20 protein-coding genes are annotated in these 20,944 nt (G+C 60.2%); 9 read left to right on the top strand and 11 right to left on the bottom strand.

What is annotated here, in order from left to right; translation table 11 throughout:
• Nucleotides 1-97 precede the first annotated feature (97 nt).
• The gene (locus H6M51_RS05055) at nt 98-958 is read left to right on the top strand and encodes a tetratricopeptide repeat protein (RefSeq protein ID WP_185808793.1); all 861 of its coding nucleotides are present in this window, start codon (nt 98-100) and stop codon (nt 956-958) included.
• Nucleotides 959-1,110: 152 nt separating this feature from the next.
• On the opposite strand, the gene H6M51_RS05050 is transcribed toward H6M51_RS05055, so the two are convergent.
• The 3 genes from H6M51_RS05050 to H6M51_RS05040 all read right to left on the bottom strand — a co-directional run bounded on the left by H6M51_RS05050 (nt 1,111) and on the right by H6M51_RS05040 (nt 4,700).
• Nucleotides 1,111-1,335 (bottom strand): aa3-type cytochrome c oxidase subunit IV, encoded by a 225-nt coding sequence (locus tag H6M51_RS05050; protein WP_185808792.1) that lies wholly within the window; start codon nt 1,333-1,335, stop codon nt 1,111-1,113.
• A gap of 132 nt (nt 1,336-1,467) precedes the next feature.
• Entirely contained in the window at nt 1,468-2,217 is a 750-nt protein-coding gene (locus tag H6M51_RS05045; RefSeq protein ID WP_185808791.1) for an N-acyl amino acid synthase FeeM domain-containing protein, read from the bottom strand.
• Between the two features lie 173 nt (nt 2,218-2,390).
• Nucleotides 2,391-4,700, bottom strand: a complete 2,310-nt coding sequence (locus H6M51_RS05040) for a bifunctional diguanylate cyclase/phosphodiesterase (protein ID WP_185808790.1) — start codon at nt 4,698-4,700, stop codon at nt 2,391-2,393.
• Nucleotides 4,701-5,082: 382 nt separating this feature from the next.
• Here H6M51_RS05040 and H6M51_RS05035 point away from each other — a divergent pair, with 382 nt between their 5' ends.
• The gene (locus H6M51_RS05035) at nt 5,083-5,676 is read left to right on the top strand and encodes a TRAP transporter small permease subunit (protein ID WP_185808789.1); all 594 of its coding nucleotides are present in this window, start codon (nt 5,083-5,085) and stop codon (nt 5,674-5,676) included.
• Nucleotides 5,669-7,423, top strand: coding sequence for a TRAP transporter large permease subunit (locus H6M51_RS05030; RefSeq protein ID WP_185808788.1), 1,755 nt, complete (start codon nt 5,669-5,671; stop codon nt 7,421-7,423). Before H6M51_RS05035 ends, H6M51_RS05030 begins: the two co-directional genes overlap by 8 nt.
• 199 nt (nt 7,424-7,622) lie before the next feature.
• On the opposite strand, the gene H6M51_RS05025 is transcribed toward H6M51_RS05030, so the two are convergent.
• The 5 genes from H6M51_RS05025 to H6M51_RS05005 all read right to left on the bottom strand — a co-directional run bounded on the left by H6M51_RS05025 (nt 7,623) and on the right by H6M51_RS05005 (nt 12,143).
• Nucleotides 7,623-8,729 (bottom strand): TRAP transporter substrate-binding protein, encoded by a 1,107-nt coding sequence (locus H6M51_RS05025; protein ID WP_185808787.1) that lies wholly within the window; start codon nt 8,727-8,729, stop codon nt 7,623-7,625.
• A gap of 220 nt (nt 8,730-8,949) precedes the next feature.
• Nucleotides 8,950-9,429, bottom strand: a complete 480-nt coding sequence (locus H6M51_RS05020; RefSeq protein WP_185808786.1) for a hypothetical protein — start codon at nt 9,427-9,429, stop codon at nt 8,950-8,952.
• A 75-nt stretch (nt 9,430-9,504) separates the two neighbouring features.
• On the bottom strand, nt 9,505-10,467 hold the full coding sequence (locus H6M51_RS05015) for a 2-hydroxyacid dehydrogenase (RefSeq protein ID WP_185808785.1): 963 nt from the start codon (nt 10,465-10,467) through the stop codon (nt 9,505-9,507).
• A 55-nt stretch (nt 10,468-10,522) separates the two neighbouring features.
• Nucleotides 10,523-11,539 carry a LacI family DNA-binding transcriptional regulator gene (locus H6M51_RS05010; RefSeq protein WP_185808784.1) on the bottom strand — a complete coding sequence of 339 codons (1,017 nt, stop codon included), beginning with the start codon at nt 11,537-11,539 and terminating at the stop codon, nt 10,523-10,525.
• 76 nt (nt 11,540-11,615) lie between these two features.
• On the bottom strand, nt 11,616-12,143 hold the full coding sequence (locus H6M51_RS05005) for a MarR family winged helix-turn-helix transcriptional regulator (RefSeq protein WP_185808783.1): 528 nt from the start codon (nt 12,141-12,143) through the stop codon (nt 11,616-11,618).
• A gap of 90 nt (nt 12,144-12,233) precedes the next feature.
• Here H6M51_RS05005 and H6M51_RS05000 point away from each other — a divergent pair, with 90 nt between their 5' ends.
• From H6M51_RS05000 to H6M51_RS04975, 6 genes are all read left to right on the top strand, one after another.
• On the top strand, nt 12,234-13,031 hold the full coding sequence (locus H6M51_RS05000) for a creatininase family protein (RefSeq protein ID WP_185808782.1): 798 nt from the start codon (nt 12,234-12,236) through the stop codon (nt 13,029-13,031).
• 52 nt (nt 13,032-13,083) lie between these two features.
• Entirely contained in the window at nt 13,084-13,362 is a 279-nt protein-coding gene (locus tag H6M51_RS04995; RefSeq protein WP_185808781.1) for a type II toxin-antitoxin system Phd/YefM family antitoxin, read from the top strand.
• A 2-nt stretch (nt 13,363-13,364) separates the two neighbouring features.
• On the top strand, nt 13,365-13,754 hold the full coding sequence (locus H6M51_RS04990; RefSeq protein WP_348644396.1) for a type II toxin-antitoxin system VapC family toxin: 390 nt from the start codon (nt 13,365-13,367) through the stop codon (nt 13,752-13,754).
• Between the two features lie 98 nt (nt 13,755-13,852).
• The gene (locus tag H6M51_RS04985) at nt 13,853-14,959 is read left to right on the top strand and encodes a GTP-binding protein (RefSeq protein ID WP_185808779.1); all 1,107 of its coding nucleotides are present in this window, start codon (nt 13,853-13,855) and stop codon (nt 14,957-14,959) included.
• A gap of 58 nt (nt 14,960-15,017) precedes the next feature.
• On the top strand, nt 15,018-16,004 hold the full coding sequence (locus H6M51_RS04980) for a WD40 repeat domain-containing protein (protein WP_185808778.1): 987 nt from the start codon (nt 15,018-15,020) through the stop codon (nt 16,002-16,004).
• 297 nt (nt 16,005-16,301) lie between these two features.
• Entirely contained in the window at nt 16,302-18,137 is a 1,836-nt protein-coding gene (locus H6M51_RS04975) for a HAMP domain-containing methyl-accepting chemotaxis protein (RefSeq protein ID WP_185808777.1), read from the top strand.
• Nucleotides 18,138-18,213: 76 nt separating this feature from the next.
• Here H6M51_RS04975 and H6M51_RS04970 read toward each other — a convergent pair whose 3' ends face one another.
• The 3 genes from H6M51_RS04970 to H6M51_RS04960 all read right to left on the bottom strand — a co-directional run bounded on the left by H6M51_RS04970 (nt 18,214) and on the right by H6M51_RS04960 (nt 20,890).
• Nucleotides 18,214-18,834, bottom strand: coding sequence for an outer membrane protein (locus H6M51_RS04970; RefSeq protein WP_185808776.1), 621 nt, complete (start codon nt 18,832-18,834; stop codon nt 18,214-18,216).
• 325 nt (nt 18,835-19,159) lie between these two features.
• Nucleotides 19,160-19,795 (bottom strand): outer membrane protein, encoded by a 636-nt coding sequence (locus H6M51_RS04965; protein WP_185808775.1) that lies wholly within the window; start codon nt 19,793-19,795, stop codon nt 19,160-19,162.
• A 501-nt stretch (nt 19,796-20,296) separates the two neighbouring features.
• Nucleotides 20,297-20,890: a GNAT family N-acetyltransferase gene (locus tag H6M51_RS04960; RefSeq protein WP_185808774.1), complete on the bottom strand. Its 594-nt coding sequence runs from the start codon at nt 20,888-20,890 to the stop codon at nt 20,297-20,299.
• Between the last annotated feature and the right edge of the window lie 54 nt (nt 20,891-20,944).

Raw genomic sequence — 20,944 nt, 5'->3', positions numbered from 1 at the left:
GGGCGAGACGAATCGCCGCCGCTCTTTTGATATGAAACACCAACTTGCGCTGTCTGGAGCCTGAAGCGGCGCAGGCAGCGGCCGGATGATGCGCCTCATGACGAAAACCTCCGTGACGACAGCCTCCCACTCCGACCGCAAGCACCGCGTGGGATCCGCCTTGGTGTTGCTCGCCGCCATGACCCTGGCAGGTTGCGCCACGACGACCGAAACCACCGATGTGATCCGTCTGGATCGCGCCCAGGGTTCTGAAGAAAACATCGCCTCTCTCACTGCTGTGATCCAGGCCAATCCCCGCGACCCGGAAGGCTATAATGTCCGCGGCTCGGCATATGGCCGCGCCGGGCAGTTCCGCCAGGCGCTCGATGACTTCAACACGGCGCTGCAGCTGAACCCGCAATTCTTCCAGGCTTACGCGAACCGGGCGCTCGTCTACCGCAACATGGGCAAGCCGGTCGAAGCGGCCGCCGACTACAATGCTGCGCTGAAGATCAACGCGAATTACGACGTCGCCTATATCGGCCGTGGCAACATCTACCGTCAGGCCGGTCGCATCGACGAAGCCTTCGGCGATTTCAACCGCGCCATCCAGCTCGACACCACTGACGGTCGCGCCTATCACAATCGCGGCCTGATCTATCAGCTGCGCGGCGACCATGCCAAGGCGATCGAAGATTTCTCGAAGGCGATATCGCTGTCGCCCCGCGCGCCGGAGCCGTATAACGGTCGTGGCGTGTCCTATGTCGCGCTGAACGACGACGACAATGCATTCGCCGACTTCAACCTCGCCATCGAGCTGAACAACAACATTGCCGAAAGCTGGGCCAACCAGGCCCTGATTTACGAGCGCCGGGGCGACAAGGCCCGCGCAGCCAAGTCCTACAGCCACGCGCTTCGCCTCGACCCGAAATACGAGCCGGCCAAGCAGGGCCTCGCACGCACGCGCACCACAAGCTGACGGTTGGCGCAGATCTGAGACAGTCGAAACGGCGGGGCAACCCGCCGTTTTCTGTTCGACGCGCGGTTCCGGCAAGACGGCCCACGCGGTATCGGAGCATGAAAAAGGCGGCCCGTTTCCGGACCGCCTGATCTCGAGCCTTAAGGTCTCAATCAGCGCATCATGAAGACGCCAGCGACCGACAGCACGATCCAGATAAAGAACCCGCCGAGCAGACCTGCACCGCCGAAGAAACCTGCAGCCATGGCGATCATCAGCGCAACCAGGATGGCAGTGCCATACTTCGTGCCGGCGATGAAGAGGTCGTAGGTCTTCTCGTGCTCCTTGTAGTCCATCGAAGCACCGGTTTCGACCGGACCGGAATGATGTTCGCTCATGTTCGATCTCCCAAATCTTAAGCCTTGCGGCGCCACGGCAGAATCACGTCCGAAATGGCCGAAGGCTGAATTCTTCTCGTTTCCCGCATACACAAACGTCGGCCCAAGCGCAATCGTATCCGCTTGTCGTGGTCAATAATCCCGTCCGGCAACCGCACCCGTCACCTTGCCCGCAGCCACCAGGCGCGCCGAAGGCAGGATCGTCAGAGGCGCGGTCGACAAGCCCCCCTCCCCGCGCCCGAACATCAGCCGCCGTTCATAGACCCCGGAATCGAAGAAAGGATAACGACTGAGGAGTTTGGAACCCGTCTTGTGGGTGTTGGTGGCCATCAGGGTGAGTTCTCGCCCATAGACTTCAGTCATGCGTCGCTCGACGACAGTCTCGGCATAAAAAACGCGCTTGTAGAAGGCCGCATGAGACGGACGAACCGGCTGAAGGACCCGATCGGCGCGAAAGTATGCCGCTGCGACAATGCTGGGTCTGAGCGTGATGTACGGCAGGATCGGCAACTCGGCCGCGAAGGCGGGGTCTGCGGCAAATCGGGCCGGATCGATCAAAGAAAGGCCTGCGTTGAGGTAAGATTCAATGACGTCGGGAAAGACCTGTTCAGACTGTGAACGGGGATGTTCGACCGTCACATGGTGAAGCCTTATCGTGCTGACCAGTTCTTCGAAATAATAGATGCCAAACACATAAGCATGTGGGTCGAAATCTGCCTCATCAATCATGCTGTGAGCAGATCGCGGGATCATACCGGCCGCCTTGTAGGTTTTGTACCGAAGCTGCTCCACCTCCTCGAAGTCTTCATGTGCTTCTATCCGCCGATACTCTATGAAATCGAGATGGCGCATCAATCGTTCCGAAAAGCCTTCTAGTTCCATGCCATGCACTCGCTCAGGTTTCAGCCTAAGCCAATGGCGTAGCATGCATTGCAAGACCAAGCGCCCCCCAGAATTAATGATAGATTAAGATCCCGAATGATGATCACACCGAATTCTACCTGAGGCAGCGTTTCAACGGACTCCGGTCCCCGTCGAACGTGTTGAGCCGGGTTTCAAACGGAGCCTGTTCGAGCAACGATTCCCGAATTGGCGGCCTCCTCGGCGAGCGCTTTGACAGCATGTGGGGCGATTGGTGGCGAGAAAACGTAGCCCTGGATGGCATCGGCGCAATGATACTTATCGATCAAAGTCAATTGCTCCCGGGTCTCGACACCTTCAATGACAATTCCGATACCGAGGCCACGGGTCAGGCTGACGATCCCTCGCAGCAACTTTAGTCGCCGCGGATTCTCGCCTATGTCGCGAACGAAGGAGCGATCGATTTTTACCACATCGACAGGAAGTGTATCGAGATAGCTTAGACTGGAGAAACCGGTTCCGAAGTCGTCGATCGAAATGGTGACCCCGAGCGCCCTCAATCGCTCCAGCAGCACACGCGCCGCCGAAAGCTCTTCGATGAGGCTGCCTTCGGTGACTTCGAGATGCAGTCGGTTCGCGGGAAGGCCGGTCTCTTGCAAAATGGTTTCTACGGTCGAGGCGAGGTCACCGTGGCGCAGGTCTTGGCCCGAGAGGTTAACCGATACGCCGACCATCTCCGGCCAGTCTCGGCACTCGCTGCAAGCCTTCCTGAGCACCTGAAGAGTGATATCGCGAACGATGCCCATATCTTCCGCGATCTGAATGAAGATGTTTGGCGGTATTGCGCCCTTGTCCGCATGGTGCCAGCGTGCCAGCGCTTCACAACAAACAAGCTTGCGACCGTCCGGCGTCAACATGGGCTGGTAGACGACCGTGATCTGCTGTGCGTCGACGGCAGCCCGCAAGTCCGCCTTCAGGCGCTGACGCTCGAGATAGCGCGCATCCATTTCCCGAGCAAAAAGAGCGAACTGACCTCGGCTACGCGCCTTGGATTCAAAGAGCGCAATGTCGAGTTTAACCGGCCATTCCTCCACATTGAGGTCTGTATCGTCAAACAGAACGGCCCCGGCGGAGAAGGTAACGGGGATCTGGACGCCATCGACGTTGTAGCTGCCGCAAGCCTGCGCATGCAGATCCCGCATCTCCGCAGCAAGTTCGGCACGTCCTTTCACACCCCGGAAGAACAATAGGAAGTGGTCTCCCACAAATCGACCTACGATGGCCTTGTCACCGGCAAGCTTGGTGAGACGAGCGGAAATCGCCACGAGCAGTCTGTCGCCCGTCAGATGCCCCTTAAGGTCATTGACATGCTTGAAGTCCGCCACGTCGAGGATCATCAAACCAACCGTCGCACCGCTTTCATCCAATTGCGCCAACTGCTCCACCACCAGTTCGGTGAAATAGGCTCGATTGGGCAGACCGGTCAGATTGTCATAACGCGCCATATGCAGAATTCTGCGATCTGCAGCCACCCTGGCAGTCACGTCTTCGAAGATCAGCACGACACCGCCCTCGTCGCGCCGCTTGGCAGAGAATTCTAGCACCAGATCATCGGAAAAGTGCATCACCGCGCGGGTGGAAAGCCCCTGTGTCAATTGCATCAATTGCTTCTGCAGGAGGCTCGGCATCGATCCATCGATGAAGGTGTATCGCACGCCGTAGCGAAGCACGACATCCAGGTCACATCCGGTCAAGCGGCTGCGATCACCGAGATGAAGGAGTTCGCACGCCTTGCGGTTCACAACCTCAATCCGATTGTTTGGATCAAGCATCAAGAGACCATGGGTCATGTTGCTTAAGGCCGTGTCGAAGCGATTGGCAATCTTGGCCATCTCGCGCGAAGCGATGACGTTTTCGTACAGGAAGTCCCGCACGCCGTTAGCCATGGCACGGGTCGTCAACCAAAACGGAATCAACAGAAGGGACAGAAGGGACTTGAAGACATCCTGTGCCAGAAGGCTGCCAATGACCATTGGCGCACAGCATGCAACGGTTTGAAGATCGACGGCCAGACGTGACCCGTAGTTGCGTCCCACGATCGAGACCATGGTCGCCATTGCAACGGCAATGCACGCGAGTTCAGCAAAGGTATCCTCGAAAGCCAGCATCGCATAGCCGCTTCCGATACCGAGAATGGCCATCGTTGACGCGCCACCCAGAACATACCGGCGCTCCCAGGCCGCAATTTGCGAGCGTGTCAACTGCGCCTTGTCCTCGCGATCGAAGAGGAAGAATGAGTGCAGCCGGAAGGAAAAGACGATGACGAAGCCGCCGCACAGAAGCAGATAGAATGACGCACCGGTCTGCACATAGACAGTGAGGAAGGTGAGGATGTGGACAACCATGCCCGTAAACAGGGTGAACCGGTTGTCGAACAGGGAGCTCACGAACGAGAGATAGACATCCGTCGGCACCTCCTGAGGCTGCCCCTTCTCGGTCCTCATGCTCTGCCCTCCCGGAGAGGTTGGACGCGAAACCTCAAACGTCAAATGATGTCTCTTCCAATCCCTGTGCCCGATCCTAAAAGGGCAAAATCAGATGCACTAAAACGTCACAGTGTCCCGAAAACCGACGCAACCGCTAAAATGCACTGCTTCGGTCCGAGACGCAAACGCGTACACGAGAACCTGTTAAAGGCGGGCTACCCATTTGGGTAAAATGCAAGCATTACGGCAGGACGAGTGATGCGTTGGCAACCCTGGCAAGAAACGCGTGGGGACCTCTTCTATTCGACTTTGGTAAACCCCTCGGGAGGAGCCCGGCTGTGCGGTTGCGTGGAATAAGCCATTGCTCTAAGCACGAAGGAATAAGGGGAGAACAAACACAATGACAATCCTGTTGGCTGTTTCCCGGCTGATTGACGCAATCAACGGGGCCATTGGGCGCTGGGTTTCCTGGCTCCTCCTGGCTGCCGTTTTGATCAGCGCCGGCAATGCTTTGATCCGCAAGATCTTCGACACATCATCAAACGCCTGGCTTGAAGTGCAATGGTATTTGTTCGGCACGGTGTTCATGTTGGCCGCCGCCTATACGCTCCAGCGGAACGAGCATGTGCGCATCGACGTGCTGGCAGGCAACTTCACGAAGCGCACCCGCGACTGGATCGATCTCTTCGGCCATATCTTCCTACTGCTGCCCTTCTGCCTGATGATGACCTACTTCGCCTGGCCATTCTTCTGGCGCTCGTTTACCTCGGGTGAAGTGTCCTCCAACGCCGGCGGCCTGATCATCTGGCCGGCAAAGGCAAGCATTCTTGTCGGCTTCGTTCTGTTGAACCTCCAGGCCTTCTCCGAAATCATCAAGCGCTTTGCGATCATTCGGGGCGACCTGCAGGAAACGACGGTCGTTTCCGGACATGGCAAACCGGATCTGCCTTCGGATGACGCTGCAGGCCAGACGAAGGGTGGCAACAATGCTTGATCTTTTCGCCCACAATCTTGCACCGATCATGTTCATCATCGTGATGGGCATGCTGCTGATCGGCTACCCGGTTGCCTTCACGCTGGCGGCCGGCGGTATCTACTTCTTCATTTTCGGTGTTGAACTCAGCCATATCTCGCCCGAGATCAGATTGTCCTGGCCGCTGGCCCAGGCCAACATGAACCGTGTCTTCGACGTCATGCGCAACGACACGCTTCTGGCCATTCCCTTCTTCACCTTCATGGGCTTGATCCTCGAGCGGTCACGCATGGCCGAAGACCTTCTCGACACGGTTGGACAGCTCTTCGGCACGGTTCGCGGTGGCCTGGCATTCGCAGTCGTCATCGTCGGCGCGCTGCTGGCAGCAACCACAGGCGTCGTCGCGGCATCGGTCATCGCCATGGGCCTGATCTCGCTGCCGATCATGATGCGCTACAACTATAACCCCGGCTTGGCGGCCGGCACGATTGCAGCGTCAGGTACGCTCGCGCAGATCGTTCCGCCGTCGCTGGTGCTGATCGTCATGGCCGACCAGTTGGGTCGTTCCGTGGGCGACATGTATGTCGGCGCGATTCTGCCGGCCATGATGCTGATCGGCATGTACTGCCTCTACATCTTTGTCGTAACGCTGATTAAGCCGGAATGGGCACCTGCCCTGCCGCCTGAGGCGCGTCCGCTGGGCGGTGGCGGAAAATCGCTCTACATCATCATGTTGGCGGCGGTCGCGCTCTATACCCTGGCCTATTACTTCGTGTTCACCGAGTTGCGCTACGAGACCCGGGTGGTGTGGTCCGCCGTATTGGCGACCGTCGTCCCCTACCTGTTTGCCCTGGCAAACCGCCAGATGAAACTCGGCTTGCTGTCGAAGATGGCGGAGCAGGTGGTCATCGTTCTCATTCCGCCGCTGGCACTCATCTTCCTCGTCCTCGGCACGATCTTCCTCGGTATCGCCACCCCGACGGAGGGCGGCGCCATGGGCGCAGCTGGCGCTTTGGTGCTGGCGGCGGCCAAGGGGCGTTTGAACTACACGACGCTGTCGCAGGCGCTCGACTCGACCGCCAAACTGGCAACGTTTGTGATGTTCATCCTGATCGGCGCCCGCGTCTTCGCACTGACCTTCTACGGCATCTCCGGCGATATCTGGGTCAAAGACCTGATGCTCGCCCTGCCAGGTGGCCAGACCGGCTTCCTGATCGTCGTAACGATCATCATCTTCATCCTCGGCTGCTTCCTCGATTTCTTCGAGATCGCCTTCGTCCTCGTACCGCTTCTGGTACCGGTGGCCGAGCAACTGGGCATCGATCTGATCTGGTTCGGCGTCTTGATCGGCTTCAACCTGCAGGTCGGCTTCCTGACACCACCCTTCGGCTTTGCGCTGTTCTATCTGCGATCGGTTGCTCCGATCAAAGCCTGGTATGACAAGCCGACGGACAGGATGATACCGCCGATCACGACTGCGTCCATCTACCTGGGCACATTCCCCTACATCGTGCTCAACGTGATCATGCTCGGATTGCTGATCGCCTTCCCGGGGCTCGTCACGCATTACAAGACGGAAGCGCCCGTGATGAACCAGACGGACATCAACCAGCAGATCAACAATGTCGGTGGGTCTGGCCTCAGCCTGCCAGGGATGAGCCTTGACGGCGCACCCTCGTTCGGGCTTCCGGGACCGTCGGACGGCATGCCGGCAATGCCGAATTTCGGCACGCCCGCAACACCGCCGCCCGCCACCCCGGCACCTTGAGGACGTCCCGGCATGGGCGAGGCCGGCCATACATCGCGCTTCGCCCGAGCCTCTGAACCACAAGAATAAACCCGGCGGAAACGCCGGGTTTTTCTTTGAGCCGCCGTCGCGGCCGGATCGAAAACACCTGGACACAAATAAAGAGGGCCCCGGGACGATCGCCCCGGGGCCCATCAAGATCAGGCGATAGCGAAAAAGCTTAGAGCTTGCCGCCGCGCTGCTGCAGCATCATGAAGGTGTCGAAGCTGTATTCCGACAGCTGGAACCAGAGATAGCCATCGCCGCGATAGCCCATGTACGAGTCATGCAGCTTCTTGAACTGCGGGTTCTCGGCGCTGATCTGGCCATAGACCTTGGTCGCCGCGTCGAAGCATGCTTCGAGGATCTCGCGGCTGTACGGACGCAACTGCGTGCCGTCGGCAACCAGTTGCTTCAGGGCGGCCGGGTTGAGGCTGTCGTAACGCGCCATCATCACGCCGTTGGCGAGCGCCGAAGCACTCTTCACGATGCCCTTGTAATTGTTCGGCAGCTCGTTCCACTTGTCGAGGTTGATCATGTTCATCAGCGTTACGCCGCCTTCCCACCAACCGGGGTAGTAGCAGTAAGGCGCAACCTTGTTGAAGCCGAGCTTGGCATCGTCGTAAGGACCGACGAATTCGGCGCCGTCGATTGTGCCGCGCTCAAGCGCGGCGTAGATGTCACCACCGGGAATGTTCTGCGGAACGACGCCAAGTTCAGAAATGATGCGTCCGCCGAAGCCACCGATACGGAACTTCAGGCCCTGGAGGTCGGCAACGGTGTTGATTTCCTTGCGGAACCAGCCGCCCATCTGGGCGCCGGTATTGCCGGCCGGATAACAGATCATGTTGTTGGTTGCATAGAACTCGTTGAGCAGGTCGAGACCGCCGCCCTCGTAGAGCCAGCCATTGGTCATGCGCTGGTTCAGACCAAAGGGCACGCCGGTACCGAAAGCCCAGGACGGATCCTTGCCGAAGAAGTAGTAGGAAGCCGTGTGCGCCATTTCGATGGTACCATCGCGCACGGCATCAGCGCCTTCCAGCGCCCCGACGATTTCGCCAGCGCCGAAGACCTGGATCTGGAAGTTGCCGTCGGTCGCTTCATTGACGGCGGCTGCAAACACTTCCGCCGCGCCATAAATCGTGTCGAGGGCCTTCGGGAAGCCCGAAGAGCAGCGCCAGGTGATTTTCGGATTGCTCTGCGCAATGGCCGGTGCTGCAAGCACCGTGGACGCAGCGACACCTGCTCCCGCCACGCCGGCCTTCTTGATAAATGAACGACGATCCATGAACTACCTCCCAGTTGTTGCCCCACCGGCGGGCATCGTCGGCCCCTCCCGGCAGCGATGGGCGAGCTAATCATTTTGTCCAAAGCGTTTCAAGCGCTTGGGCTCTATTCTTTCGGATGAGAACTTTCACTTGCGCGTGCCTTCTTTGATCGACGCGTTCTGTTAGCGCAATCATAACCTATACGCGAAGAAACCTTGCCAGACACCTGCAGAACCGGGTTCAGGGCAGCATCAGCAAGGCGAGATCGGCGTCGGGTATATCCGTCACCTCATAGGAGAAGTGGCGCCCTCGCGTGAGGGTCAGCAGCGCGGTGCCCGAGGCGTCACTGATCGTCACGCTGCCGTCCTCGTTCTGGGTCCAGGTCGTCGCCTGTGTCAGGCCAGGCCAAACCTGCGCACAATCCGGCGGGGCAAAAAAATCACGGCTGCGGCTGGTGAGCGCTGCTCCGCGCTCAACCAGGCAGACGGTCTTGCGTTTGAAATTGGAGACAGAAAAGATGGCGGGAGGAGAAACTGTGCCGGCATGCAGGGCCGCCGACAACCTGGCTTGTGCCCCAGGGGCAGACGGAATGGTCGCGAGCACGATCGGATCGGTTGCAGGACGATCGGGCACCTGGGGCACGGCCCAGAGCGTGAGCCCCGCAGCCGACACACCCGCACACACAATTGCGGTGGTCACAATGACGAGAGAAGCCTTCATCGCATCATCCTTCCGCTGGAAAAGCGATCCAGAAAAGGATGAACCGCGAAACTTGCCGAAGGCTGATCAGTCGAATCAGTTTCGCGGATAGGGTGTCTCGGGGACAGGCGTCAGCGGCTGCCCGGTCTCGAACCAGTGGATCAGGTTGTCGACCACCAGGTCGGCCATGGCATCGCGTGTCGGCACGGAAGCCGAGGCAACGTGCGGCAGCAACGAGACATTCGGCAGGTCGATGAGTGCCTGCGGAACGCGTGGCTCATCGGCGAAGACATCGAGACCGGCGCCGGCGATGGTGCCGTTCCGCAGAGCAGCGACAAGCGCCGGTTCATCGACCGTCGTGCCACGGCCGACATTGATGAGAACGCCGTTGGGTCCAAGTGCTGAAAGCACCTCGGCATTGATCGAGCCATGGGTCGCCGGCGTCGACGGAACGATTGAGATCAGGATATCGACCGCCCGCGCCAGCCCCGTCAGCGTGTCATGATAGTCAAAGTCGACATCCGCGCGGGGCCGCCGCGTATGGTAGGCGATGTCGACCTTGAACGGCACGAGACGCGCGGCGATTTCCATACCGATGCGGCCGAGCCCGTGAATGCCGACCTTGCGCCCCTTCAGCGACAGGGGTGAGAGCGCAAAGGCGCCCTCCCGCTCCCAGCGACCTTCGCGCAGATGCCGTTCGGCGAAATGAAACCGCCTGATTGTATTGAGGAGCAGAGCGATCGTGGTGTCCGCGACCTCGTCGTTTAGCACATCCGGCGTGTTCGTCACGATCACGCCTGCGGCCCCCGCCGCTCCGACATCGACCCCGTCATAGCCGACGCCAAAACTGCCGATGACCTCGAGCTTCGGCAAACGTTCGATCAGGGACGCGGGGAAGCGCCCTGAGACCGCAGCCCCCCTCACCCGGTTCAGCTGCTCCATGCTGGCCTCCGCTGCAGAAGCGTCGGCAACCTCCAGCAGGTCGAAGCGCTCCGCGAGCCGCGCCCGAACGCGCGGATGGATACGCCCTGGAATCAATACGAGTGGACGACCGGACATGACTGTCTCCTTGCCTGGCGAGGATTGCGGGCGAGCGGCAAAAACCGGCCGAGGTTCAGCGACGGTTCGGGCCGGTTGATTGACGGATGCGCATCTCGGGCTTGATCAGGTGAATGCCGTCCGGCTCATGGCTGCCCGCAAGCTTGTCGAGCAGGGCACGCGCCGCAAGCCGACCGACTTCGGCCTGGCCATTCCAGACCGTCGTCAGCGACGGCGTGGCGATCGAGGCTTCTTCGAGATCGTCGTAACCGGTAACGGAAATGTCCTGGCCGGGGATCAACCCGGCGCGTGCAATACCGTTCATCAGGCCGATGGCGACAAGGTCGTTCCAGCAGACGGCGGCGGTCGGCTTCTGCGGCAGCGACAGGAAATTCACTGCAGCCTCGAAACCACCCTGTTTCGTGCGGGGTCCCGGAATGCGAAGGCCCGGGTCCACCTCTATCCCGGCCTTGCGCAGGGCATTCACATAGCCCTGGTAGCGGTCGCGGCCGGTCGAGGTCTGGTCCGTTCCGCCGATCATCGCAATCGAGCGGTGCCCGAGGCCGATCAGATGGTTCGTCGCGAGCGAGATTCCATAGGTGTCGTCGCCGCGGTAGATCGGCACGTCCAGCCCGTCCATCGAACGGGCCACGAAGATCGCCGGCATGCTGTTGTTTTCCGCCAGCATCACATCCTCAGGCGGCGTACCGATCGCCGGGGACATGATCACACCGTCACCGCCAAGCTGCAGCAACGTCTCAATGAACATGCGCTGCTTGTCGACACTGTCGTAGTGGTTGGAAAGGATGAAGGTGTGGCGGCTCCGGTCGAGCTCGGTCTCGATTGCTTTGAGGATTTCACCGTAGAACGGGTTCATGATGTCATGCACCACAACCCCGATGATGCCGGAACGCGACGTCCTCAAGCTGGCTGCGCGGCGATTGTAGATGTAACCGAGGGCGCGCGCCTGTTCCTTGATCTTTTCGCGGGTATCGGCCGCAACGAGCGGACTATCGCGCAGGGCAAGCGAGATGGTGGCGGTGGAAAGACCGAGCGTTTCCGCAATGGTCGAAAGCTTTACCTTTTGTGCCACGTTTCCTCCCTCGCAGCCTGCCGGTGGGCGTTCGATCGCCCTTAAAAGATTTAATTAAACAATTTAATTCGCGATTTCAATCGTCGTCATCGGCGAGCTCGGTGGCATGGCCGGAAGTCTGGCCCGAGAGATTGTCGTCGATGACGGCAAGCAACTTGACCAGGGTTTTCAGTTCTTTGGCCGAGAGCCCTTTCACGGCCTGGCTCTCGCAGGCGACCATGGCCTCGGCAATCCGGGTGACGCTGCCGCGCCCCTCATCGGTGAGGTAGACCTTGGTGAGCCGGCCGTCGCGATCATCGGTGCGGCGCTGGACGAAGCCCTGAGCCTCCATGCGCCCGATCGTGCGCGTCATGGTCGGCGCCTTGACGCCAAGCTGGTGCGCGAGGGCCCCTGGCGTCTGCCCGTCCTCCTGCGCCAGAAGCTGCACGACGCCATCCTGACCCGGATAGAGTCCACTCTCGGAAAGCCCATGCGAAAGGCGGGTCCGAAGGGAACGGGCGACCTGGGTGACGGTGGCGCTGAGCACGCCGAAGGCCGGCGGCTCCTTCTTCTTGCCCTTCTTCTTTTCGCCGCGGTCCTTGTCGGCCTTGTCCTTTTTCGCCATGACTTTCCCCCGGTCGACATCCGCTGCGGCAGCCGCTTCATCCCGCTGCGACGGTTGCCATGCATAACGAAGATCAGAAGGTTAGACCAGATGGCGAAACCCGCTCCTTGGTTCAAGGATAACGATCATACACTCGCCCCGGCAGAACGTGCGGACTGGATCGCAGTGCTGCCGCTCGGCGCCCACGAACAGCATGGCCCCCATCTGCCCTTCGAGACCGACACGATCATCGCGGACGGCATCGCAAGGCGCCTGTCAAACATGCTGCCGTTGCATTTGCCGGTCACCATTCTGCCCGTCGAGTCCATCGGCTACTCCATCGAGCATATGGACGTGCCGGGTACCCGGACACTGGCTCATGACGAAGCAGTTGCCCGCTGGCTCGGCATCGCCGGAGACCTGCAGAGACAAGGCATCCGCAAGCTCGTGCTGCTCAATGCCCACGGCGGCAACTCTCCCCTGCTGACCATTGTCGCCACGGAGGCGCGTGTCCGTTTCGACATGCTGGTTGTAGCCACCAGCTGGACGCGCTTCGGCCAACCGGACGGCTGGATCTCGCCGGAAGCAAAGGCGATCGACATCCATGGTGGCGACATCGAGACATCGGTCATGCTGGCGCTGGCACCGGAAAAGGTCGACATGTCGAAGGCGAAGGCCTTCCCCTCCCGCCAGTCTGAATTCGCGCAGCGCTTCCGGCACCTGCGCGCCTATGGCCCCCATGCTTTCGGCTGGAAGATGTCGGATCTCAATCCTGACGGCGTCGCCGGCAATGCGGCGGCGGCAACGGCGCAGAGGGGTGAAGCCTTGCTCAAACATGCCGTCAACGGCCTGCTCGAATTGATCGAAGACGTGCATAGCTTCGATGCTGCAACAATGACGAGAGCTTGAAGGCTCTTCAGAGAAGGCGCATATTGATCGACAGAAATCGCGAGGAGAAAGCATGCGCGTTTCCATGGAGCAAGCAGGCGAAAGGTTCGAAGAACTCGTGGAGCGAGCCGAACGCGGAGAGCCCGTGATCATTACCCGCGATGGGCAGGATGCCGTCGCCTTGCGACCGGCAGAGCCAGTCGAGATACGGCCAACTCTCTCGCTTGAGGAAAGACGGCAAATTTTCAAGGAGATACGAGAACGCGCCGCACAGATGCCCGACCCTTACCCGGACGAAACGGCAGCTAGAAGCCAAGACTTCTTGTATGACGATGACGGCCTGCCCAAGTGATAGTGGTCGACACCTCGGCGCTGATGGCGGTCCTCAAGCGGGAGACGGCAGTCGATGCGTGCGAGGCCATTCTCTCTGATGGATCACAACGCCTGCTGATGTCTGCTGCCACAGTGACAGAAGCCCATATAGTCGCTGCACGCAATCAGCGGCTCGCGGAAATGAAGATGCTCATGACAGCATCAAACACCGAGATCATCCCTTTGACAGCCGCACGCGCAGAACGCGCCGCTGCAGCCTACCAACGCTTCGGCAAAGGCTTCCACTCCGCCGCCCTCAATTTCGGCGACTGCTTTTCCTACGCCACGGCCGAGGAGTTTGACTGCCCGCTACTCTTTGTCGGAGACGACTTCACGCGCACAGATATCCGCTCGGCACTGGCCCGTGACTGACCCGCACGAAAGCCTTTGAACTGACGCGCAGGAACCCCTATATGGGGTAACAACATTACAGCCGCACCGCCCGGCGCCCCCTGACATCAGAGGCTTTCATGACCGAAGCATCCGCGAAACCGACACCCGTCACCGTGCTCACTGGCTATCTCGGCGCCGGCAAGACGACGCTCTTGAACCGCATTCTCTCCGAGAACCACGGCAAGAAATACGCCGTCATTGTCAACGAATTCGGCGAGATCGGCATCGACAACGACCTGATCGTCGAGTCGGATGAAGAAATCTACGAAATGAACAACGGTTGCGTCTGCTGCACGGTTCGCGGCGACCTGATCCGCGTGGTGGAAGGCCTGATGCGGCGCCCCGGCCGCTTCGACGGCATCATCGTCGAAACCACCGGCCTTGCCGACCCCGTGCCGGTTGCGCAGACCTTCTTCATGGATGACGACGTGCGCTCGAAGACCGAACTCGACGCGGTCGTAGCCCTTGTCGACGCCAAGCATCTGCCGCTCCGCCTTAAGGACAGCCGCGAGGCCGAGGACCAGATCGCCTTCGCCGATGTCGTTGTCATCAACAAGACCGACCTGGTCAGCCATGACGAACTGCACCGCATCGAAGACATCGTCCGCGCGATCAATCCCTCGGCTCGCATCTACTCGACCACCCGTTCCGGTGTCGATCTGGCCAAGGTTCTGGATCAGGGCGCCTTCAATCTGGAGCGTGCGCTGGAAAACGATCCGCATTTCCTCGACCATGATGACCCCGACCATGTCTGCGGTCCGGATTGCGACCACGATCATCATCACCACGGCCACCATCACCACGATCATGACCATGATCACGCACATGGCCACGCGCACGACCACCACCACGACCACGACCACGGCCCCTCGCCGATCCACGACGTGACCGTCACATCCGTTTCCCTGCGCGGCGGCGAGATGAACCCGGACCGGTTTTTCCCGTGGATCCAGAAGGTCACCCAGACGCAAGGCCCCAACATCCTGCGCCTCAAGGGTATCATTGCATTCAAGGGCGACGAGGAGCGTTACGTGGTTCAGGGCGTGCACATGATCGTGGAAGGCGATCATCAGCGTCCCTGGAAGGACAGCGAGAAGCGCGAGAGCCGTCTCGTCTTCATCGGCCGCGAGCTAGATCGCGAGAAGCTGGAAGCCAGCTTCAAGGCCTGCGAAGCCACCGCCTGATCGGGGGCGCTTCGGCGCCCTCTTCTTCTGAAGTCTGCCTGAAAGAAAGCCTGCACCAATGCCCACCGTCGCCCCGCTCGATATCGAAGGTCACGTTGTCTCGACCCATTTTCTCGGGGACATTCCGGTTTTCGCTGCCGCAAGCGGTGCGATCCATCGGCTGGATGGCGGAGAGAAGGTCACCGAAGCCAATGCTGGCCTGCTGACATGCGTCAAGGATACGGCGAACCAGACACTTCTGACCGGCGGCGAAGACGGCCGCGTTCTACGCATCGCCCATGACGGCACGATCACCGAACTGGCTCATGTTCCACGCAAGTGGATCACGGTCGTTGCCCCTGGACCGCAGGGAGCCGTGGCCTATGCCTATGCGAAGTCAACCTTCGTGCGTCTGGCCGATGGCACGACCAGGGAATTTGCCGAGGAGCGCACGGTTGAAGCGGTTGACTTCGCGCCCAAAGGTCTGCGGATCGCCGTTGCCCGCTATAACGGCGTAACCCTGCATTGGGTCGGCACATCTGGCGCGCCCGTCGACCTCGACTGGAAGGGAGCCCATACGGGTGTTACGTTCTCGCCGGACGGCCGCTTCGTGGTGACCACGATGCAGGAAAGTGCACTGCATGGCTGGAAGCTCGATGGCAAGGCGTCGGAAACCCGCCATATGCGCATGACGGGCTATCCGGCCAAGGTGAAATCGCTGTCCTGGTCGCCCAAGGGCAAGTGGCTTGCCTCATCAGGCGCTCCGGCGGCGATCGTCTGGCCCTTCTCCGGCAAGGACGGCCCCATGGGCAAGGCACCGCTGGAACTGGGCACGCGGTCGAACATTCTCGTCACCCAGGTCGCGTTCCATCCGGCCGAGGAAGTGCTCGCCATCGGCTTCATCGACGGCATGATCCTGGCGGTACGGATTGCCGACGGCAAGGAGGCGCTTTTGCGCCGTCCCGGCCGGGGAGCGATCACCTCGCTTGCCTGGAGCTCGACCGGAAAACTGCTCGCCTTCGGCTCCGAGGCAGGAGACTGCGGCGTCGTCGACATCACCGGCTGATTGACAAGACGCAAGCTTAAATCGGCTTAGTTGCGTGCACAGATACCTGTTTATCGCGTTTTAAGATAAATAGTGTAAATTTTTGCATTATCTTCTTCATCAATTGCTCACTTTAACTATGCGGTAGTGATTGCCTCCCTAATTTCGGGGAGGACGAGCGAGAGACAGAACAGCCGCGTCTCGTCGGACTGGGATTGATTCCTCTGTAGCGATTTTCGACATTTCTCCAACCACGGCATCTGCCGCGGCGCGGTGTCACGCGCCTGCCGGGCGGATGGCCTTGCGAACGGACTTCACATGAACCTCAACCTCAAAATCGTCATAACCGCAGCGGGCCTCGCATTGGCCGCCGGTATTGTGGCTGTCGCAGGCGTTGCCGCCCAGACGCTGCAGACGCTCAAGGTCAACGGACCGATCTACAAGCAGATTGTCGACGGCAAGGACCTGATCGCCGACATCCTGCCACCGCCGCTCTATCTCATCGAATCCTATGCACTCGCCAACGAAGCCTTCGTTCATCCGGATACTGCCGCGGCAAACATCCCCCGCTTCGACGTCCTGAAGAAGCTATACGATGAACGGCGGGAATACTGGAAATCGTCAACCCTGCCCGAAAATCTGCGCTCGAAGCTTTATGACGAGGTTATCGCCAAGGGCGACCGCTACTGGAGCACCCTTCAAAACGAGGTGAAACCTGTTCTTCTGGCCGGCGATGCCAGCGCTATCACGCCGGCCCTTGCCAAGCTGAAGGTCGAGTTTCACGACCATGAAACCTCGGTGAACCAACTGGTGACCATGGCAAGCGAATATCTGGTAGGGCGCGAGTCGTTTGCGGCGTCCGACTCGGCGAGCAGGGAAGCGCTCATGCTGGCCCTCGGTCTGCTGCTCATCGCGACAGCGCTCGGCAGCGTCTACTTCATCCATCGCCGTGCGCTGAAACCTCTCGGCGAAATCACCGACTTCATGACCCACATGGCAACGGGCGACTTCTCCGCAACTGTTCCGCATTCGAAGCGCAGGGACGAGATCGGCCATATAGCGGAAGCCGTGGAGATCTTCCGCCAGGCGGGGCTCGAGAACCAGCGACTACAGGCCGAAACGGAAGCCGCCCGCGCCGAGGTCGATCATGAGAGAGCCTTGCGCGACAAGGACAGGATGATCGAGGCGGAAGCACTCCGGTTCGTCATCGAGGCGCTTGGAGCCGGACTCCATCGTCTGGCCGAATGCAACATCCGCATGACGCTGGACGATGCCTTTGATCCGCGCTTCGAACCGCTGCGCAATGACTTCAATCATTCCATTGCCACCTTCCAGGCGACCTTGGAAAAGGTTCTCGCGGAAACGCGCAGGCTGCTCGAAAACAGCCAGGAAATGCGCGAAGCCTCCGGCAACCTCGCCTCTCGCACCGAGCAGCAGGCCGCTGCGCTCGAAGAAACCTCGGCGGCACTGGAACAGGTCACCGCAACGGTGCGCACCTCGGCAGAGCGCACCCAGGAAACCCGCGAGCTGGTGCGGGACGCCAAGAGTTGCGCCGTCGCCTCCGGGGAGGTTGTAAAGGCTGCGGTGTCGGCAATGGAACGCATCGAGTCGGCCTCGTCGGAAATTGGCCAGATCATCGGCGTAATCGACGAGATCGCCTTCCAGACCAATCTTCTGGCGCTCAATGCAGGTGTCGAAGCCGCTCGTGCCGGCGAAGCGGGCAAGGGTTTTGCCGTAGTCGCTCAGGAGGTTCGCGAACTAGCCCAGCGTTCGGCCGTTGCCGCCCGCGACATCAAGGGACTGGTCCAGAAATCGAGCATCGAAGTCTCCTCGGGCGTGCAGCTCGTTGGCGAGACCGGCAGCGCGCTGGACCAGATCGGCAGTTTTGTCACGCGTATCGACACCAATGTTGATGCCATTGCCACCGCAGCCCGCGAACAGGCGATCGGTCTGCAGGAGATCAGCGCCGCGATCAACAGCATTGATCAGATGACGCAGCAGAACGCTGCCATGGTCGAAGAGACGACGGCCATCAGCCATACACTGGCAGAAGGCGCAGTTGAGCTGACCGCACTGGTGAACCGCTTCCAGCTCAATCGCCGTTCGGGCGTCCGCGATGGCCGGCGCAAGGAGATCATCGACCAGGCCGCGTGAATTGCTAGGTGACGCCAACGAAAAAGCGCCCGGCCCTCGCTGAGGGTCGGGCGCTTCGTTTTGACCGATGGTCAGATCAGAACTTGACCGCGAGGCCAACATTGACCGTGTGCTGGTTGAGATCGACGTTGCGAGCGCCGACGCTGCCGTCACCGAAATCGTTGTAACGATATTCGAGGCGGGTAAACATGCGGTCGGTCAGAGCGTAGTCAACACCACCGCCTACGGTCCAGCCGTGCAGCGTGTCGTCGCCACCAGGGCCTTCCAGGTTGGTGCCGGTGTAACCGCCAGCTGCGAACAGCAGAGCGCGGTCCATGGCATAGCCGATACGGGCGCGGGTCGACCAGTTGAGACCGGTCTTGAAGTCGCCGACGCCAGCGACGCCTTCCTTGTTCCAATCATAGTTCAGGTCGCCTTCGAGACCAACGACGAGCTGGTTGCCCAGATCCCAGTTGTAACCGACGAAGCCACCGAAGCGTGCGCCGTCGAAGTTCGGGCTGCCGGCTCCGGTAACATCAGCGTCACCCCAGCCGTACCCTGTCAGGATACCGGCATAGCCGCCCGACCAGGAGAACTGCGGCGCGGTCTCGACAACCATCGGCGGCTCTGCTGGCGCTTCCATGATGGCGTCAGCCGCGAAGGCAGAGGTCGAAATCGCCAAGACGGCGGCAGATCCGAGAAGGATGCTTTTGATCATGTGTTTAACTCCTGTGTTACAAGTCCGCGTATAATGCCATTTCTGGTTAATGTATGTGATTATTATACAACATAACCATCTAAACCGATCTGGCATCTTTGTTCCTGCCGGTGCAATCCTTTTTCGCCCCGGTCCCCCGCACCAAGAAGCATTGAGGGCCTAGATAGTTCCGCGAGGTGGCGGAAAAAAGGGATAGGTGTGTCAGGACTGTGTCAGTTCTCTGAGAGAACGCGTGAAGCCCGGACGCTTGAGGACGGCTAATGGATGAAAACAAAGAACCCCGGCACGCTGAACGGCCGGGCGAGAGGTAGCGGGTTTGTGTGGCTCAGAAGCGGACGCCGAGCCCCACCTGCACGACATGCTGGTTGAAATCGACTGCGGTTCCGTCGATCGTCTTACTGCCATAGTCGTTGTAGCGGTATTCACCCCGAGCGAACATCCGATCGCTCAGTGCGTAATCGACACCGGCACCGATGGTCCACCCGTTGAGCGTATCGTCGATGGAAACACCCGTGTCTTTGTAGGAAAGCTGTGTGGCGGTCCAGCCACCGGCGGCATAGATGAGGGCGCGATCGGCAGCATAGCCGGCCCGCGCCCGCAGGCCGCCTTGAACCGTCGTTTTCAAAGACTCGGTCCCGCGGGTAAATTCGTTCCAGTCATAGGCAAGATCGGCTTCCGCACCCAGGATAAAAGCCGAGCCAAGAGCCCAGTTGTAACCGACAAACCCGCCAAAACGTCCGCCGTCGAAATCAACTTTGCCGGAGGTCCCACTACGACTCAATTTGGTGTCACCCCAGCCATAACCACCCTGCACACCGGCATATCCGCCAGCCCAGGACCAGGTGGAAACCTCGATTGCCTCCGGTGGCGGCTCCGCCGGCGCCATGACCGCATCGGCGGCATGAACGATATTTGCTGCAGTGAATGCTGCAACCAGCACGACACCACGAATTGCACCCATCAATCTTCTCCTTGATCAAAATGAAATCGGTAGTGTTTTTCAGCTAAAAGATGTGACCAACCGCCACCAGTCCAATCTTTGCAGGTAGTGATCCCGTGAGCACCGGCACGCCCGGCTCAGCATTGTGGAGGTTCAGGCAGAACGGACTGCTTGGAGAGGTGTGACAAGCAAGCGCCGGTGGCCGGGAGCATCGCCCGGACATCGCGCCGACACACGGGAAGAAGACGAGGACCAGAGACCGGGCACGCCGATCTCGGTGACCCTTGTGGACACAGCGACGGAAGGTGAGGCTTGCGCTGATACTCCGCCGCCAGAAGCAAGTAAGCTTTTAAACGTCAGGGTCCGATCGGACGAGAAAACCGCGCGTGAACGTCCGCATCGAGACGCGCCGCTCACGCTCGCCCAAGGCCACGAGCAACGCTTCTGAACGCACGTAGACCGATGGCGCCGGAGCACGCCTTGGCACACTCCGGCGAACCTGCTGATCCTGGACAGCAATGGTCAGGCGGCGTATCTCCGGGCGAAGCCACCGAGCTTGCGACCCGACGCAACCACCATCCCGGCGGCCCCTTCGAGCCAGCCGGGCACGAGTTCAAACGCCAGGAAGCGGTCACGGGCAAACGGACCCGGCATCACCAAATGCTGGGTCTTTGCTGCGAAAAAGCCGAAACGCTCGTAATAGGGAGCATCGCCGACCAGCAACACGGCGCCGTGGCCGCGCTTGCGCGCTTCGAGAAGTGCTGCCCGCATCAGCGCAGCGCCGATGCCCTTGCCCTCATGGGCGGCATCGACAGCAAGCGGCCCGAGCAACAAGGCTTCGACCGCCACGCCCTCTCGGCTGACGCCGGCTTCGATGTTCCACAGACGCACGGTGCCGATCACGTGCCCCGCGGCATCGCGCGCGACGAAAGCCAGACCTTCCGCTGGAATGCGTCCGCTGCGGATCTTCTCGGATGACTTCTTGCGGCGATCCGTGCCCATCGCGCGGTCGAGCAGCGCCTCGCGGGCAACCACGTCGGCCGGCGTTTCATGATCGATGACAAATGCAGGCGCCGGCGCGAAAAGCGCGCGCATGCTGGTCAGAACAGCGGCCATTCTGGCCTCCCATCCCAAGCGATGACGATGATTGTGAAGGTCCGCGCCGGTTGG

Source organism: Rhizobium sp. AQ_MP (assembly GCF_014237835.1).
Classification (GTDB): domain Bacteria; phylum Pseudomonadota; class Alphaproteobacteria; order Rhizobiales; family Rhizobiaceae; genus Allorhizobium.
Note: the sequence above shows the minus strand (reverse complement) of the source record. Positions and strands in the feature narration are given on the sequence as shown.

What these genes read in the sequence shown, in the direction of transcription:
- H6M51_RS05055 (WP_185808793.1), top strand. Translation starts at nt 98, where the DNA reads ATGACGAAAACCTCCGTGACGACAGCCTCCCACTCCGACCGCAAGCAC.
- H6M51_RS05050 (WP_185808792.1), bottom strand. Translation starts at nt 1,335, where the DNA reads ATGAGCGAACATCATTCCGGTCCGGTCGAAACCGGTGCTTCGATGGAC.
- H6M51_RS05045 (WP_185808791.1), bottom strand. Translation starts at nt 2,217, where the DNA reads ATGGAACTAGAAGGCTTTTCGGAACGATTGATGCGCCATCTCGATTTC.
- H6M51_RS05040 (WP_185808790.1), bottom strand. Translation starts at nt 4,700, where the DNA reads ATGAGGACCGAGAAGGGGCAGCCTCAGGAGGTGCCGACGGATGTCTAT.
- H6M51_RS05035 (WP_185808789.1), top strand. Translation starts at nt 5,083, where the DNA reads ATGACAATCCTGTTGGCTGTTTCCCGGCTGATTGACGCAATCAACGGG.
- H6M51_RS05030 (WP_185808788.1), top strand. Translation starts at nt 5,669, where the DNA reads ATGCTTGATCTTTTCGCCCACAATCTTGCACCGATCATGTTCATCATC.
- H6M51_RS05025 (WP_185808787.1), bottom strand. Translation starts at nt 8,729, where the DNA reads ATGGATCGTCGTTCATTTATCAAGAAGGCCGGCGTGGCGGGAGCAGGT.
- H6M51_RS05020 (WP_185808786.1), bottom strand. Translation starts at nt 9,429, where the DNA reads ATGAAGGCTTCTCTCGTCATTGTGACCACCGCAATTGTGTGTGCGGGT.
- H6M51_RS05015 (WP_185808785.1), bottom strand. Translation starts at nt 10,467, where the DNA reads ATGTCCGGTCGTCCACTCGTATTGATTCCAGGGCGTATCCATCCGCGC.
- H6M51_RS05005 (WP_185808783.1), bottom strand. Translation starts at nt 12,143, where the DNA reads ATGGCGAAAAAGGACAAGGCCGACAAGGACCGCGGCGAAAAGAAGAAG.
- H6M51_RS05000 (WP_185808782.1), top strand. Translation starts at nt 12,234, where the DNA reads ATGGCGAAACCCGCTCCTTGGTTCAAGGATAACGATCATACACTCGCC.
- H6M51_RS04995 (WP_185808781.1), top strand. Translation starts at nt 13,084, where the DNA reads ATGCGCGTTTCCATGGAGCAAGCAGGCGAAAGGTTCGAAGAACTCGTG.
- H6M51_RS04985 (WP_185808779.1), top strand. Translation starts at nt 13,853, where the DNA reads ATGACCGAAGCATCCGCGAAACCGACACCCGTCACCGTGCTCACTGGC.
- H6M51_RS04980 (WP_185808778.1), top strand. Translation starts at nt 15,018, where the DNA reads ATGCCCACCGTCGCCCCGCTCGATATCGAAGGTCACGTTGTCTCGACC.
- H6M51_RS04975 (WP_185808777.1), top strand. Translation starts at nt 16,302, where the DNA reads ATGAACCTCAACCTCAAAATCGTCATAACCGCAGCGGGCCTCGCATTG.
- H6M51_RS04970 (WP_185808776.1), bottom strand. Translation starts at nt 18,834, where the DNA reads ATGATCAAAAGCATCCTTCTCGGATCTGCCGCCGTCTTGGCGATTTCG.
- H6M51_RS04965 (WP_185808775.1), bottom strand. Translation starts at nt 19,795, where the DNA reads ATGGGTGCAATTCGTGGTGTCGTGCTGGTTGCAGCATTCACTGCAGCA.
- H6M51_RS04960 (WP_185808774.1), bottom strand. Translation starts at nt 20,890, where the DNA reads ATGGCCGCTGTTCTGACCAGCATGCGCGCGCTTTTCGCGCCGGCGCCT.